This window comes from Bordetella trematum (genome assembly GCF_900078335.1).
In the GTDB taxonomy this organism is placed as follows: Bacteria; Pseudomonadota; Gammaproteobacteria; order Burkholderiales; family Burkholderiaceae_B; genus Bordetella; species Bordetella trematum.
Genome location: NZ_FKBR01000046.1, coordinates 236,604 through 251,855 on the forward strand (window position 1 = coordinate 236,604; position 15,252 = coordinate 251,855).

The 15,252-nt window shown below is 66.6% G+C and carries 18 protein-coding genes; 6 read left to right on the forward strand and 12 right to left on the reverse strand.

Features of this window, described 5'->3' with window-relative positions:
* Nucleotides 1–9 precede the first annotated feature (9 nt).
* Genes A7V84_RS18180 through A7V84_RS18200 form a run of 5 tightly spaced genes read right to left on the reverse strand, consistent with a single transcriptional unit; the run spans nt 10 to nt 4,109 of the window.
* Complete coding sequence (locus A7V84_RS18180) at nt 10–915, reverse strand: nickel/cobalt transporter (protein WP_170283352.1); 906 nt, start codon at nt 913–915, stop codon at nt 10–12.
* A gap of 11 nt (nt 916–926) precedes the next feature.
* Nucleotides 927–1,511, reverse strand: coding sequence for a DUF1007 family protein (locus tag A7V84_RS18185; protein WP_231886833.1), 585 nt, complete (start codon nt 1,509–1,511; stop codon nt 927–929).
* Between the two features lie 41 nt (nt 1,512–1,552).
* Nucleotides 1,553–2,551: a metal ABC transporter solute-binding protein, Zn/Mn family gene (locus A7V84_RS18190; protein WP_063491717.1), complete on the reverse strand. Its 999-nt coding sequence runs from the start codon at nt 2,549–2,551 to the stop codon at nt 1,553–1,555.
* Between the two features lie 2 nt (nt 2,552–2,553).
* Nucleotides 2,554–3,435 (reverse strand): metal ABC transporter permease, encoded by an 882-nt coding sequence (locus A7V84_RS18195; RefSeq protein ID WP_025514134.1) that lies wholly within the window; start codon nt 3,433–3,435, stop codon nt 2,554–2,556.
* A complete protein-coding gene (locus A7V84_RS18200) occupies nt 3,432–4,109 on the reverse strand; it encodes a metal ABC transporter ATP-binding protein (protein WP_025514136.1) in 678 nt (225 codons plus the stop codon). The genes A7V84_RS18195 and A7V84_RS18200 overlap by 4 nt, the downstream gene beginning before the upstream one ends.
* A 237-nt stretch (nt 4,110–4,346) precedes the next feature.
* Here A7V84_RS18200 and A7V84_RS18205 point away from each other — a divergent pair, with 237 nt between their 5' ends.
* The 5 genes from A7V84_RS18205 (at nt 4,347) to hslU (ending at nt 8,948) form a co-directional block, all read left to right on the forward strand.
* Nucleotides 4,347–4,841, forward strand: coding sequence for a Fur family transcriptional regulator (locus A7V84_RS18205; RefSeq protein WP_025514138.1), 495 nt, complete (start codon nt 4,347–4,349; stop codon nt 4,839–4,841).
* A gap of 379 nt (nt 4,842–5,220) precedes the next feature.
* Complete coding sequence (locus tag A7V84_RS18210) at nt 5,221–6,330, forward strand: CobW family GTP-binding protein (RefSeq protein ID WP_063491716.1); 1,110 nt, start codon at nt 5,221–5,223, stop codon at nt 6,328–6,330.
* A 127-nt stretch (nt 6,331–6,457) separates the two neighbouring features.
* Nucleotides 6,458–6,922: an RNA polymerase-binding protein DksA gene (dksA, locus tag A7V84_RS18215; protein ID WP_025514143.1), complete on the forward strand. Its 465-nt coding sequence runs from the start codon at nt 6,458–6,460 to the stop codon at nt 6,920–6,922.
* A 120-nt stretch (nt 6,923–7,042) separates the two neighbouring features.
* Complete coding sequence (gene hslV / locus A7V84_RS18220; RefSeq protein ID WP_025514146.1) at nt 7,043–7,582, forward strand: ATP-dependent protease subunit HslV; 540 nt, start codon at nt 7,043–7,045, stop codon at nt 7,580–7,582.
* 31 nt (nt 7,583–7,613) lie between these two features.
* Nucleotides 7,614–8,948, forward strand: a complete 1,335-nt coding sequence (hslU, locus tag A7V84_RS18225) for an ATP-dependent protease ATPase subunit HslU (protein WP_025514148.1) — start codon at nt 7,614–7,616, stop codon at nt 8,946–8,948.
* Nucleotides 8,949–9,015: 67 nt separating this feature from the next.
* On the opposite strand, the gene A7V84_RS18230 is transcribed toward hslU, so the two are convergent.
* Entirely contained in the window at nt 9,016–9,321 is a 306-nt protein-coding gene (locus A7V84_RS18230; RefSeq protein ID WP_025514149.1) for a copper-binding protein, read from the reverse strand.
* 201 nt (nt 9,322–9,522) lie between these two features.
* Here A7V84_RS18230 and A7V84_RS18235 point away from each other — a divergent pair, with 201 nt between their 5' ends.
* A complete protein-coding gene (locus A7V84_RS18235; protein WP_025514150.1) occupies nt 9,523–10,086 on the forward strand; it encodes a cob(I)yrinic acid a,c-diamide adenosyltransferase in 564 nt (187 codons plus the stop codon).
* Nucleotides 10,087–10,150: 64 nt separating this feature from the next.
* Here A7V84_RS18235 and lipA read toward each other — a convergent pair whose 3' ends face one another.
* The 6 genes from lipA to A7V84_RS18265 all read right to left on the reverse strand — a co-directional run bounded on the left by lipA (nt 10,151) and on the right by A7V84_RS18265 (nt 15,236).
* Nucleotides 10,151–11,149, reverse strand: coding sequence for a lipoyl synthase (gene lipA, locus A7V84_RS18240; RefSeq protein WP_025514153.1), 999 nt, complete (start codon nt 11,147–11,149; stop codon nt 10,151–10,153).
* Nucleotides 11,150–11,206: 57 nt separating this feature from the next.
* Entirely contained in the window at nt 11,207–11,869 is a 663-nt protein-coding gene (gene lipB / locus A7V84_RS18245) for a lipoyl(octanoyl) transferase LipB (RefSeq protein WP_063491715.1), read from the reverse strand.
* A 9-nt stretch (nt 11,870–11,878) separates the two neighbouring features.
* Nucleotides 11,879–12,154 carry a YbeD family protein gene (locus A7V84_RS18250; protein WP_025514156.1) on the reverse strand — a complete coding sequence of 92 codons (276 nt, stop codon included), beginning with the start codon at nt 12,152–12,154 and terminating at the stop codon, nt 11,879–11,881.
* A gap of 51 nt (nt 12,155–12,205) precedes the next feature.
* Nucleotides 12,206–13,072: a D-amino acid aminotransferase gene (locus A7V84_RS18255; RefSeq protein WP_025514158.1), complete on the reverse strand. Its 867-nt coding sequence runs from the start codon at nt 13,070–13,072 to the stop codon at nt 12,206–12,208.
* A 106-nt stretch (nt 13,073–13,178) separates the two neighbouring features.
* Nucleotides 13,179–14,441 carry a D-alanyl-D-alanine carboxypeptidase family protein gene (locus A7V84_RS18260; protein WP_025514160.1) on the reverse strand — a complete coding sequence of 421 codons (1,263 nt, stop codon included), beginning with the start codon at nt 14,439–14,441 and terminating at the stop codon, nt 13,179–13,181.
* A gap of 147 nt (nt 14,442–14,588) precedes the next feature.
* Nucleotides 14,589–15,236: an alpha/beta hydrolase gene (locus tag A7V84_RS18265; protein WP_025514162.1), complete on the reverse strand. Its 648-nt coding sequence runs from the start codon at nt 15,234–15,236 to the stop codon at nt 14,589–14,591.
* Nucleotides 15,237–15,252 lie beyond the last annotated feature (16 nt).

The window sequence follows — 15,252 nt, forward strand, 5'->3', positions numbered from 1 at the left end:
GGACGACGCTTAGCCGTCGGCGAGATGGCCCGCCAGCAGCAGCAGGCCCAGCAGCAACACCGCCAGCGACGCCACGGCCTCGATGGCATAACGCAGGCGGGCGGCGGCGCGCTCTGAAATACGGGCGCTGCGCCGAGCCAGCGTATCCTTGGACCACACCGCCGCCATGGCCAGCGCGGCCACCGTCAGTCCGGTCCCCAGCCCCATGGCCAGCGCAGCGGCCACGCCGGCGCCGAACAGCTTCTGCGACAAGGCGAACACCAGCACGATGAGGGCCCCGCTGCAGGGCCGCAGGCCGACGGCGGCAATGGCGGTCCAGGCGCGCCGCCAGTCCAGCCGGCCACTCATGAGCGCCAGCGGGGGCACATGACCGCAGCCACAGCCCTCATGATGACGATGTCCGGATGGCACGGCGCGCAGCCAGGGCCGCAGCGTCTTGGTCCACACCAACCATCCCCCCAGCGCCACCACCAGCGCCGCAGACGCGGACTCCAGCCAGCGCGTGCCGGTGTTCATCACCTGCGCGGTGACATTGAAAACGCCCGCCAGCACCGCCACCAGCGCGATGGCCACGAACGCCTGCAACAGGGCCGACAGCAGGGCCAGCACGGCACCATTGCGCGCGCTCTGGTGATTGGCCAGCACAAAGGCCGATATCACCGCCTTGCCGTGGCCCGGCCCAAGCGCATGCAACACGCCATAGACAAAGGACAGACCGATCAGCAACCCGGCGCCCTCCTCGCGCCAGGCTCGCACCGCGCCCGTCAACTGACGATAGAAGTGAGATTGCCAGGCCGTGATCTGACTCAACCAGGATGGCCCCGCCGCCCCCGCCTCGGGCACGGCAAAGGGATGAGCCTGGGCCAGGGCCTGCCCGGCCAGCACCAGCAACAGCAGGCCTGCGGCCGCTGGCATCCACCGCCGCCTCATGGACAGCGCAACAGATTGTGGTGGGTCAAGCCCTTGGTGATGGCGAACAGCTCATCGGGCAGGGTATCGATATCGGCCGGGATGGCCGCCAGTTGCTGCATGGTTTTCCAGTCCAGCGCCTGCGGGGCGCGATAGTGCTGCCGGCACGCGGCGGGCGCGTCTTTCAGGGTCCAGGCTTGCGGCGCATCGAAAGCATAGGCCACGAAATAGGTCGGGTCGAAGATGTCGACGGCGATGCCCTCGGCGCCCGGCGCGACCGGCTCGGCAAGCGGCAGCGTGAACGACAGGCGCAGGCGCTCGCCATCCCATTGCACGTCGGCATCCTGCGGCGTGCCGAAGGCCAGCGTGCGTCCGCCGTGGGTCAGCCGCGTGAAGTAGTGCGACACCGGTTCACCCAGTGCCGTCATCCAGTCACGCGCCATGCGCTCGCGGGTTTCGGCAGCCAGCCCGCCATCGGCCTCGCGCGCCAGTCCCTGCATGGCGTAGGCGCCGAACATCTCATCGAACTGCCATTGCTGGCGCACCGCCGTCACCCTGCCTTCGGCATCGAAAGCCACCTCGGCCCGGGCGTCGATCCACATATGCGGATGCGCTGGCGCCAGGGCCGGCGCGGCGGCCAGCGTCAAGGCTGCAAGGCTTTGAGCAATTGTTTTACGTTCCACTCGAACATCCCCAGATAGCTTGCGCCCGGCTCGCCCGCCTGAGCCAGAGCGTCGGAATACAGCGTACCGCCCAGTTTGGCACCGGTTTCGCGTGCCAGTTGCTCGGCCAGGCGGGTGTTGCCGATGTTCTCGACAAAAATGGCCGGCACCTGCTCCTCGCGCATCTGCGCCACGATGGCGGCAAAGCCGGAGGCCGACGGTTCCGACATCGTGGACAGCCCAGCGACGGGAATGAAGCGGATGCCATAGGCATCGCCAAAGTAGCCGAAAGCCTCATGCGAGCTGGCCACCTTGCGACGCGCCGCAGGAATCGCGGCGAAATCCGCCTCGGTGCGCGACTGCAGCGCCTGCAGACGGGCGACATAGGCGTCGGTGCGCGCACGGTATTGCCCGGCATGCGCCGGATCCGCCGCCTCCAGCGCCCGGCCGATATTGCGCGCATAGATCATGCCGTTGCGCAGGTCCTGCCAGGCATGAGGGTCCTGCGGCCCGTGGGAGTGACCGTGATGGCCATGACCGTGTTCGTGCCCATGATCATGATCATGATCATGATCGTGGTCGTGGTCGTGGTCGTGGTCGTGGTCGTCATGATCATGTCCTTCGCCCGCCTCGCTGAAGGCGCGCGCCTTGACGCCCTGCGAAGCCACCACCGTCTGCCCCTTGAAGCCCGACGCCCGGGTCAGACGCGGCAGCCAGGGTTCGAATCCCAGGCCGTTGACCACCAGCAGCTGCGCATCGGCGAGCTTGCGCGAATCCGCTGCGCCGGGCTCAAAGCCATGCGCATCGCCGTCGCGTCCCACCAGGCTTTGCACCTCGACCTGCGGCCCGCCCACTTCCTTGACGAGGTCCTCCAGGATGGAAAAACTGGTCACCACCTTGACCGGCGCCGCCCAGGCGCCCAAGGCCGGCACCAAAGCCAGGGCCACCAGGCCCAGGCGACGCGCCCAATGCATGTTCATGTTCATACCTCGCGAGGGAAAACCGGCCGGGGCCGGCGCAACAGCGTGCGCAGGCCATCCTGCGGCCCCGCCACCATGGAGAAGAGATACAGCGCGCCGGCGGCCAGGATGATGGACGGCGAGGCCGGCAGATCGGCATGAAACGAGGCCAGCAAGCCCGCCCAGCACGCCAGGCTGGCCAGCGCGATGGCCAGCAGCATCTGGCTGGCGATGCTGCTGGCCCAGAAGCGCGCGGCCAGGGCCGGCAACATCATCATGCCCACCACCATCAGCGTGCCCAGCACCTGAAAACCCGCCACCAGATTGATCACCACCAGCGCCAGAAAAACAAAATGGGCCAGCCAGCCTCGCGCCCCGACGGCACGCAAGAAGCCCGGATCAAAGCACTCCATCACCAGCAGGCGGTAGATGAGCGCCAGGCACACGAGGGTCAGGGAGCTCACCACGCCGGCCAGCCAGAGCGCGCCATCGTCCAGGCCCAGCACCGTGCCGAACAGCACATGCAGCAGATCGACGTTGGAGCCGCGCAGCGACACCAGCAGCACGCCCAGCGCCAGCGAGATCAGGTAAAACGCCGCAAAGCTGGCGTCTTCGCGCAGGGGGGTCAGCCGCGTGACCAGCCCCGACAGCAAGGCCACGGTCAGCCCGGTGAGGATGCCGCCGACCAGCATCGCACCCAGCGACAGGCCAGCCAGCAGGTAGCCGGCGGCCACCCCGGGCAGGATGGCGTGCGACATGGCGTCGCCCATCAGGCTCATGCGGCGCAACACCAGAAAGACGCCCAGGGGCGCGGCGCCGAAGGCCAGCGCGACCGCGCCGGCCAGGGCGCGCCGCATGAAACCGAAGTCCGCAAACGGCGCCAGCAAGGCCTGCCATACGCTCATGCCGCCTGCTCCCGTCGGGCCAGCACCTGCGCCGTCGGCCCCCAGGCCAGCACACGGCCTGCCAACAGCAGGGTGTGCGGAAAGTGGGCCCGCACCAGCGCCTCATCGTGCAGCACGGCGATCACCGTGCGGCCCTCGGCATGGCAGGCGCACAACAGCCGCATCAGGGCGGCAGTGGTCGACGCATCGACCGCTGCGAAAGGTTCGTCGAGCACCAGCACCGGCGCCTCCTGCATCAACAGACGGGCAAACAGCACGCGCTGCAGCTGGCCGCCGGACAGGGCCTGCAACCGGCGGTCGGCGCAATCCTGCAGGCCAACCCGGGCCAGCGCCTGCCAGGCCTGCTGCGTCTGCCCGGCGGACACGGCGCGCCAGGCGCCGACCCGCCGCCAGCCGCCCATCACCACGGCGTCGAGCACCGTGATCGGGAAATCGCGCTCGAGCTCGGCGGCCTGCGGCAGCCAGGCCACCTGGGCCCCGCCCCCTCGCAGGCGCCCCGCCAAGGGCGCGAGCACGCCGGCCAGCCCCTTGACCAGGGTCGACTTGCCGGCGCCATTGGCGCCGACGATGGCCGTCATGCTGCCGGGAGCGAAGCAGCCGCTCACCGCCTGCAGCACCGGCTGCCCGCGCCAGCCGAAGCTGGCCTGTTCCAGAACGAGGGGGGCCGGGGTCATGCCAGGGCCCAGCCAAGCAAACCCCAGACGCACAGGCAGGCCGCAAGCGCCCAACCCAGTCGCCAGCCCAGCCCCTGCCGCAGCACGGAAGAAGAAAACGAAACCATCACAATCCGGGCCATTACGGCCGATTTCCAAGTTTTATTATGTTATATCATAACAATCGTGGGGCGGATCCCCGGAGCCAGGTGTTTTCTGATACCTTCGCCTCATTCCTGAACCGTCTGTTCCCGCGCCATGTCTGCCCCTGACCGCTCCAGCCGCGCCGACACCATCGGCGAACAACTCCATCTCGCCGAATCCCTCTGCGCCGAGCGCGGGCGCCGGCTCACGCCGATCCGCCGCAAGGTTCTGGAGCTGCTGCTCACCCATGGACGCAGCCTCAAGGCCTATGAGCTGCTGGAGGCGATGCGCGAAGTGCATCCGGGCGCGGCTCCCCCCACCGTCTACCGCGCCCTGGATTTTCTGATGGACGAAGGACTGATTCACCGTCTGGACGCCGTCAATGCCTGGACAGCCTGTCATGACGCGGCCGGCGCGCCGCATGACCTGCTGGTGGTATGCACCGGTTGTGGCGCCGTGGCCGAGATCAGCGATCCGGCCATGAGCCAGCAACTGGCCGAGCGTGTGGCCCTGACGGGTTTCGCCCTGGCGACACACGAAACCGAAATCCGCGCGCTCTGTCCGCAATGCCAGAAAAAAGCCCCCCCGGCGCATACCCATCCCCACTGACGCCCGGCGAGGTTTGGCGGGTTTTGCCCCCATTTGCAGGGATTACCCCGATATTGGCCGCCTAAGGGCGGCGATCTGCATCAAAATGCAGCGCGCGCAGAAAGCGGGGTTTGCCCCTGACAGCCGACTGTGCTGTAATCCTGCGTCCGGTCGCGATTGGCAACCCCCGAGGGCGCATCGACCGCCCCAGGGAACCCCCAGTCTCGACAGCCCCAACTCGAGCCGCGAGTTGTCGCATTCACGTCGCCGGCACAGGCTGGCGTGCGTCGGGGCGCTTTCCCCAGGCACGTCAGCCGCTGGCGATGGCTTAACGACAGGCACCCCCTGTCGGTTCAGCGTTTGCTCACACCCGTAGCCGATTTACGCACCCAGCATCGTCATGACTACCCCGCGCAATTTGGACAAAATGGTTCCCGTCACCATCCTCACCGGCTTTCTCGGTGCCGGCAAGACGACCCTGCTCAAGCGCATCCTGACCGAGTTCCACGGCCGCCGCGTGGCCGTGATCGAAAACGAGTTCGGGCCGGAAAGCATCGACAACGACCTGCTGGTCCAGGATAGCGACGAGGAGATCATCGAGCTGTCCAACGGCTGCGTGTGCTGCACCGTGCGCGGCGACCTGATGCGCACGCTCAATGAGCTGCGTACCAAGCGCCAGGCCGGCGAGCTGACATTCGAGCGGGTCATCATCGAAACCACCGGCATGGCCAACCCCGGCCCGGTGTGCCAGACCTTCTTCATGGACGACGACATCGCCGAGTACTACCGCCTGGATGCGGTCGTGACGGTGGTCGACGCCAAGCACGGCATGGCCACGCTGGACGCCCAGCCGGAAGCCCAGAAGCAGGTCGGCTTCGCCGACCGCATCCTGGTTTCCAAGCGCGACCTGGTCAACGATGCCGATTACGAGGCGCTGCGTGCGCGTCTGGTGCGCATCAACCCGCGCGCCCCGATCACGCCGGTGCATTTCGGCGAAGTCGAGCTGAAGTCGATCATCGACATCAGCGGCTTCAACCTGAATTCCATCCTGGACATCGACCCGGAATTCCTGGCCGATGAACATCCGGACGCCAAGCACGACCATGACCACGGGCATGGCCACGGCCACGATCATGACCATGACCATGACCATGACCATGAGTGCGGCGCGCATTGCAATCACGACCATCATCACCATCCCGCGCACGATGACGAGATCGGCGCCTTCGTGTTCCGTTCCGACAAGCCCTTCGATCCGGCCCGCCTGGAGGAATTCCTCGGGGGCGTGGTGCAGGTGTATGGCCCGGACCTGATGCGCTACAAGGGCATCCTCTACATGAAGGGCATCAACCGTCGCATGCTGTTCCAGGGCGTGCACATGATGATGGGCGCCGAACCCGGCAAAGCCTGGACCTCGGCCGAGAAACCGTCCACCAAGATGGTGTTCATCGGCCGCAAACTGCCGCAGGAGATTCTCACCCGCGGCCTTGAACAGTGCCTGGTGGGTTGAACCCACCCCGGCAGACCCGAGTAGAACCGTACTGCAAGGACTCTTTAGCGCCAGTCAGATAGGTTATACGGCCACCCAGGCGGCGTCTTCGGATGCCCTCTGGATTGATTCATAGTGGAGTGTTTTCATGGCTACGAAGGCAGCAACCAAAAAATCAAGCAAGTCGGCGAACGATACGGCGATTGATCTGCCCAGCGAAGAGGAATTGCTGGCCATGCCCGAGGCCGACTACATGAACGACCGCCAGCTGGCGTTCTTCAAGGAACGGCTCAGACAGCTCGAGCAGGACATTCTGGCCAACGCCGGCGAAACCACCGAGCACCTGCGCGAGACCCAGTTCGTGCCCGATCCGGCCGACCGCGCCACGATCGAGGAAGAACACGCCCTGGAACTGCGCACCCGTGACCGCGAACGCAAGCTGCTGAAAAAAGTGCAACAGGCCATTGCCAGCATCGACAGCGGCGAATACGGCTGGTGCGAGGAAACCGGCGAACCCATCGGCATCCCGCGCCTGCTGGCCCGGCCCACCGCCACGCTCTCCCTGGAAGCCCAGGAGCGCCGCGAAATGCGCCAGAAGCTGTACGGCGACTGAGTTGCCCGCCTGACGGGCCGCCAGCCGGAAAGGGCTATGCTGAGCAATCGGCATAGCCCTTTTTTATGCCTTGAAATGCGCGACGACGCCCCCACATCAATCCTTCATAGGAAGGAAAGCATGGAACAATTTCACGCCACCACCATCGTGTGTGTCCGCCGCGGCAACCGCGTCGCCCTGGGCGGCGACGGCCAGGTCACCCTGGGCAATATCGTCATCAAGGGCACGGCGCGCAAGATCCGCCGCCTCTACCATGACAAGGTGCTCGCCGGCTTCGCGGGCGCCACCGCCGACGCTTTCACGCTCCAGGAGCGCTTCGAAGCCAAGCTCGAAAAACACCAGGGCCACCTGATGCGCGCCGCCGTCGAGCTCACGCGCGACTGGCGCACCGACCGCGTGCTGCGCCGCCTGGAGGCCATGCTGATCGTGGCCGATGCCGAGCACACCCTGGTGCTGACCGGCAACGGCGATGTGCTCGAACCCGAGCACGGCCTGGCCGCCATCGGCTCCGGCGGGGCCTACGCGCAAGCCGCCGCCCTGGCACTGCTGCACAACACCGAACTGCCGCCCGAAGACGTGGTCAAGCAAGCCCTGACCATCGCCGGCGACCTGTGCATCTACACCAACCAGAACCACGTGATCGAAACGCTGGGCGGCTAAGGCCGCACAGAGCCGCAAGGATTCAGCCATCATGTCCGCCTCGACCATGACGCCCGGAGAGATCGTCTCCGAACTCGACAAGTTCATCATCGGCCAGAACCGCGCCAAGCGCGCGGTCGCCGTGGCCCTGCGCAACCGCTGGCGTCGCCAGCAGGTCGCCGAGCCGCTGCGCAACGAGATCCACCCCAAGAACATCCTCATGATCGGCCCGACCGGCGTGGGCAAGACCGAGATCGCGCGCCGCCTGGCGAAGCTGGCCAACGCGCCTTTCATCAAGATCGAGGCCACCAAGTTCACCGAAGTGGGTTACGTGGGCCGTGATGTCGACACCATCATCCGCGACCTGACGGAATACTCCATCAAGCAGACCCGCGAACAGGAAATGCGCCGCGTGCGCAGCCACGCCCAGGACGCCGCAGAAGACCGCATCCTCGATGTGCTGGTGCCGCCGGCCCGCAATGCGATGGGCGAGCCGCAGCGCGACGAAGCCAACACCACGCGCCAGACCTTCCGCAAGCGCCTGCGCGAAGGCCAGCTCGACGACCTCGAAATCGAGATCGACGTGGCCCAGCCCATGCCGCAGATGGACGTCATGACGCCCCCCGGCATGGAAGAAATGGCCGAACAGCTGCGCGGCATGTTCGCCGGCCTGTCGCGCGACAAGACCAAGCCCAAGAAGATCAAGGTCAAGGAAGCCTTCAAGCTCATCATCGACGAAGAAGCGGCCAAGCGCGTCAACGAAGATGATCTGCGCGCCGCGGCCATCGCCAACGTGGAGCAGAACGGCATCGTGTTCCTCGATGAGATCGACAAGATCGCGGCACGCCAGGAAAGCGGCGGCGCCGACGTCTCGCGCCAGGGCGTGCAGCGCGACCTGCTGCCGCTGGTCGAGGGCACCACGGTCAACACCCGCTATGGCATGGTGCGCACGGATCACATCCTGTTCATCGCCTCGGGCGCTTTCCACCTGTCGCGCCCCTCGGACCTGATCCCCGAGCTGCAGGGCCGCTTTCCCATCCGCGTCGAACTGGATTCGCTGACGGCCGAAGACTTCGTGCGCATTCTCTCGCAGACCGATGCCTCGCTGGTCAAGCAATACTCGGCCCTGCTGGGCACCGAAGACGTCACGCTCGAGTTCACCGACGAAGGCATCCAGCGCCTGGCCGAACTGGCTTTCTCGGTCAACGAGCGCACCGAGAACATCGGCGCGCGCCGTCTCTACACGGTGATGGAAAAACTGCTCGAAGAGCTGTCTTTCGACGCCAATGCCCAGGGTGGCCAGGCCGTGCGCATCGATGCAGCCTATGTGGACGCCCAGTTGTCCGAAGCCGCTGCCAGCCAGGATCTGGCCCGCTACGTGCTGTAAGGCCCGGATCGGGATAACGAAAGGCCCGCGCGTCAGCGCGGGCCTTTTGCATGGATGAAGCCCGGACTTACTTGGAGATCTCGGTCACGACGTACTTGCCGTCCTTGCGCGTGGCCGTGAAACGGACCTTGTCGCCCGGTTTGAGCGAGGTCAGCAGCGCGGGTGCGGCCTGATAGACCAGCGTCATGGCCGGCAGATCCAGCGCCGAAATGGCGCCGTGCTTGAGCGTGACCGTACCAGCCGAGGCATCGACCCGGCGCACTTCGCCGCTGGCCTGAGCGGACTGCGCCAGCGCCTGCGGGCTGGCCAGAGAAACCACCGCCACGGCGGCCCCCAGGGCCAGCGAAGCGGTGTACTTGCGGGAAAAGCCCATGATTCATTCCTCCTGCGTGGCCATGCGGCCACCATGCATCAAGAATACCGCGATCCCGCCCTGCCCCGCAGCCCGTATTGGCAGCCAAGCGCTGCCAGATGCTGCGATTGGCTACAGACCCCCCTGTCCGTGCGGCCAGCGGTGTATCCCCTAGAATAGCGACCCAGGGGCGTTTCGCCCGCTTCAACACAAGGATTCGACATGGGTAACCGCCTCTCGGTCATCGTCACCCGCACGGGCGACGACGGCTCCACCGGCCTGGGCGACGGCAGCCGCGTGGCCAAGGACGATGCACGCGTGATGGCCATGGGCGATGTCGACGAATTCAACAGCCTGCTCGGGGTGTTGCGCTGCGAGCCCCTGCCTGAGGAAGTGTCGGCCGACCTGCTCACCATGCAGCATGATCTCTTCGACATGGGCGCCGAACTCTGCATCCCCGGCCACGTCGCCCTGAGCCGCGAACAGGTGGCCCACCTGGATGCCCGCCTGGCGTTCTACAACGGCGTGCTCCCGCCCCTGCGCGAGTTCATCCTGCCCGGCGGCTCGCGCGCGGCAGCGCTGGCCCACGTGGCCCGCACAGTGGCGCGCCGCGCCGAGCGCGCGGTGATCACGCTGGCCACGCAGGCGCCGGTCAATGCGCCGCTGCGCCAGTACCTGAACCGCAGCTCCGACCTCATGTTCGTGCTGGCACGCTACCTGAACCAGGCGGCCGGACACCCCGATGTGCACTGGAGCAGCCGCCACTCGCGCATCACATCGGGCTGAGCGGCCCGCGCCAGAAAGACAAAACCCACCCGCAAGCGGGTGGGTTTTTCTTGGCCGTGGCGCCTCAGTTGACGCCAGCGGCGTGGGCCTGCTCGTCGGCGTGGTACGAGGACCGCACCATCGCCCCCACCGCCGCATGGGAGAAACCCATGGCGTAGGCTTCGCGCTCGAACATCGCGAAGGTGTCGGGATGGACGTAGCGCAGCACCGGCAGGTGGTGCTCGGAAGGCTGCAGGTACTGGCCGATGGTCAGCATGTCGACATTGTGCTCGCGCATGTCGCGCATGACCTGCAGGATTTCTTCGTCGGTCTCGCCCAGGCCCAGCATCAGGCCGGACTTGGTCGGGACTTCGGGATGCAGCGCCTTGAACTCGGCCAGCAGCTTGAGCGAATGATGGTAGTCCGAACCCGGGCGGGCCTGCTTGTAGAGGCGCGGCACGGTTTCCAGGTTGTGGTTCATGACGTCGGGCGGGCCGGCGTTCAGGATGCCCAAGGCGCGATCCAGGCGGCCACGGAAGTCGGGCACCAGGACTTCGATGCGGGTCGTGGGCGACAGCTCGCGGATGCGCGTGATGCACTCCACGAAGTGGGCCGCACCGCCGTCGCGCAGGTCGTCGCGGTCGACCGACGTGATGACCACATAGGACAGCTTCAGAGCGGCGATGGTGCGCGCGAGGTTCTCCGGCTCGTTGACGTCGAGCGGATCCGGGCGACCGTGGCCGACATCACAGAAGGGGCAGCGGCGCGTGCATTTGTCGCCCATGATCATGAAGGTGGCCGTGCCCTTGCCGAAGCATTCGCCGATGTTCGGGCAGGAGGCCTCTTCACAGACCGTGTGCAGATTGTGCTCGCGCAGGATGCGCTTGATGTCGTAGAAGCGCGAGCCGGGCGCGGCGGCACGCACGCGGATCCATTCGGGCTTCTTCAGGCGCTCTGCCGGAATGATCTTGATCGGGATCCGGGCGGTCTTGGCCTGCGACTTCTGTTTCTGGGTAGGATCGTAGGCCGCGGTGGCGGCCGGGACGCCGTTCGCGGGCGGATTAGCATCGGGCTGCGTGGACATGAGACACCTTCTGGACCGCCCCGGACGCGTCAGGCAGTCGGAACCAAAAATGGCATTCTACTCCCCCGCCACCGCCGCGCCCGCGGCCGATGGAATGCGGGACAGCCGGCGAACCATCTGGGCCGCCAGCGCCTGACCCGCATCGTGCAGGCTGCAGGAGACTCCGCAAGCGGCCATATCGGTCGTGCGCAGGCCCTCATAGCCGCAGGGGTTGATGCCGGAAAACGGCGCCAGGTCCATGGCCACGTTCAGGGCCAGGCCATGGTAGGCGCATCCGTTGCGAATCTTGATGCCGAGCGCGGCGATCTTGGCCAGCGCGCCGTCGGCCTGGCGCACATAGACGCCGGGGGCGCCGGGCTGGCGCTCGGCGGCCAGGCCGAAGCCCGCCAGCATGGCCAGCGCCGCGTCTTCGAGCAGCGCCACGTAATCGCGCACATACAAGCCGGCGCGGCGCAGGTCGAACAGGCTGTAGGCGACCACCTGACCCGGGCCGTGATAGGTCACCTGCCCGCCCCGGTCGCAGCGCACCACCTCGATTCCGCCAGGATTCAGGATATGGCTTTCACGCCCCGCCTGGCCAAGGGTATAGACCGGCGCATGCTCGCACAGCCAGATCTCGTCAGGCGTGGCCGGCCCACGGCTGGCGGTGAACGCCTGCATGGCCTGCCAGACTTCGGTATAGCCGGCCTGGCGCGCAAGCCAGGCCACATTCACATCCATGAAGACACGCTACAGGACGATGGACACCATGGGGTGCCCGTGCAGGGCACGGTACAGGGCATCGAGCTGTTCGCGCGAGGTGGCGCGCACGGTGAAGGTCAGGCCCAGATAGTTGCCGCCCTTGCTGGGCCGCATCTCGACCGTGGCCGCATCGAACTCGGGGTCGAATTGCAGCACGACATCGGTCAGGGTCTGTGCGAGCTCCGGGTGGTGCTTGCCCATCACTTTGATGGGAAAGTCCGAGGGATACTCGATGAGGGATTCTTCGGGGGGGATAGTGGTCATGTCGATCTCGCTGCCGGATGGCGCAACGCGCCATCCGGCGTCAGGCCGCGATCAGAGCGCGGCAATGCGGGCATCATAACCCGCGCGCAGCTTGCGATACACCGGCCCCGGGCGGCCATCGCCCACCGGCTTGCCATCCAGACGGGTCACCGGCAGCACCTCCTTGGTGGCCGAGGTGATCATGATCTCGTCGGCGCTTTCGACCTCGGCGCGCGCAATCGGACGCGACTCAAAGGCCACGCCGGCAGCCTGGGCCAGTTCGGCCATCAGGCCATAGCGGATGCCTTCGAGGATAAGGTGGTTCTTGGGCGGCGCCAGCAGTTTGCCGTCGCGCACCACCCAGACGTTGCTCGAAGAGCCTTCGGTCAGGAAGCCATCGCGGAACTGGGCCACTTCGTCGACGCCGGCATCGACAGCCTGCTGACGCGCCAGCACATTGCCCAGCAGCGACACCGATTTGATTTCGCAATGCAGCCAGCGCTCATCGGGAATGGACACCAGGCCCAGGCCTTCTTCGCGCTGTTTTTCCGTGGGCGGCACCATGGGCGTGACCATGGCGAACACGGTCGGCGCGATGGCTTCGGCGGGGAAGGCGTGGTCGCGCTTGTAGACACCGCGCGTGATCTGCAGATAGACCATGCAGGTGGGCGAGGACGAAGCCGCCACCAGCCGCTCGATGATCGCGATCAGTTCGGCGCGCGGCATCGGCGCCGCGATGCGGATGGCGGCCAGACTGCGCTCCAGGCGGTCCAGGTGCTCGGCCATGCGAAAGGCCTTGCCCCGGTACACGGGAACGACTTCATAGATGCCGTCGCCAAAGATAAAACCGCGGTCCAGAACCGAAATCTTGGCCTGGTCGGCGCGGGTGAACTCACCATTGAGATACACCAGGCTATCGCCCGGCATGCCCGGAATCATGCACAGCTCCTCGAGTCGCATGCGGCCCCTGCCGCATGGGCTGATGGCGCGGACGACGCCCGCGCCGCATCATGCCGGACAATAGCTTACACCCGCGGCCCGCGCCTTAGTCGAACCAGCGCTTGACCGTATCGGCCATGCGACCGAAGAAACCGGCGCGCTCGACGTCTTCCAGCACCACCAGCGGCTCGGTGCGCAGCACCTTGCCGTCCAGCGTCAGCGACAAGGTGCCGACCTGCTGGCCCTTGACCAGCGGCGCGACCAGCGGATCGGTACGTTGGGCCACCGGCTTGATCTCGGCCGCCTTGCCGCGCGGCACGGTCAGCCAGATGGGGTTGGGCGGGCCCAGCTTGACGTTATCGATCGTGCCTTCCCAGACGCGCGCCTCCAGGCCCGGCTGGCTCTGATCGTAGAGCTTGACGGTATCGAAGTTCTGGAAGCTCCAGTTCAGCAACTTGAGGCTCTCTTCGGCGCGCGTGGCTTCGCTGTCGGCCCCCACCAGCACGGTAAGGATGCGGCGATCGCCGCGCAGGCCGGTGGACACCAGGCAATAGCCGGCCGAATCGGTATGACCGGTCTTCATGCCGTCCACGGAGGGATCGGCCCACAGCAGACGATTGCGGTTCGGCTGCGTGATCTTGTTGTAGGTGAACTCTTTCTGCTTGTAGTAGTGGTAGTACTCGGGGTGGTCGCTGACCAGGTGGGTCGCCAGCGTCGCCAGATCGCGCACCGTGGTCACGTGCTGCGGGTTGGGCAACCCGGTGGCGTTCATGAAGTGCGTGTCCTTCATGCCCAGGCGCTGCGCCTGCTCGTTCATGAGCGCGGCAAACGAGGCTTCGCTGCCGCCCACGGCTTCGGCCAGGGCCACCGAGGCGTCGTTGCCGGACTGCACGATCATGCCCTGGATCAGTTCGTCGACCGTCACGGGCTTGCGCGGCTCGATGAACATGCGCGAGCCGCCCGTGCGCCAGGCGGTTTCCGACACCGGCACCTGCTGCTCCAGGGTCAGGCGCTTTTCGTCCAGCGCGTTGAAGACCACGTAGGCGGTCATGATCTTGGTGAGCGAAGCCGGCTCGACCTTCTGGTCGGGATTCGATGCGGCCAGTACCTGGCCGCTGTTGACATCGATGGTCATCCAGGCGCGCGCCGCAATGGTGGGCGCCGGCACCGACGACAGCTCGCCGACCGTCACGACCGCCGGCGCCGCACTGCCCGCGGCGGCCATGGATGTGGCAGGCGACACGGCAGCCGGCGTCTGTGCTGCGGCCGGCAAGGACCAGGCCAGCATGGCCGCCAGCACGGCATGGGAGAGCACGCGGCGCGGCGCGACAAAGGAGACGGGAAGAGAGGAGGGAGGCAGGAGTTTCATCGGCGAGAGTTCAGAAAGGCGCCGGTGGGCCGCGGGCACGGCCCCCGCGCGGCGCTCGTCAAAGATTATAGGCAGCGTATCCGACAGGGCCCGCCATCAATCGTTCCCAGATGATGCCGAACATGCAACCCGATGCAACCCCGGCGCTCAGGCCAGGGTCAGCGCCAGCCGCTGGCTGACCAGTTCGCGCAGCGTCAGCAGCTTGCCATGGAAGAAGTGCGACGCGCCCGGGATGACCACCACGGGCAAGCCGCGCGGACGCGCCCAGTCAAGCGCCTCGGCCAGGGGGACGACCTCGTCGACCTCGCCATGGACCATGAGGGTGCTCTCGGGCAACTCCACCTCGCGGAACTGGAAACGCCCTACCGCCGGGCCCATGAGCATGAGCGCATCGGGCTGGGCGTGCTGCTCTGCCAGCGTGGCGTAGACCTGCGCGGCCACGGCCGTGCCGAAGGAAAAGCCGCCCAGCACCCAGGGTGCGCCGGCCAGTTCGGGCAAGGCCTCGCGCAACTGCGGGATCAGGCCCAGCATATCGGCGGTTTCACCCACACCACGGTCGAATTCGCCCTCGGAAGCCCCCACGCCACGGAAGTCGGGGCGCACGGCCACCAGGCCGGCATTCACGCAGGCACGCGCCATGGTGGTGACCACCTTGTTGTCGCGCGCCCCGCCATGCAGGGGATGCGGGTGCAGCAGCAGCGCCCAGCCGCGCGGCGAACCGTCGGGATAGTCCAGCGCGCATTCGATGCGGCCGGCGGCGCCGGAGAAAACCTGGACTTCAGTGCTTGCGGACATGACCCTACCTGGAAAA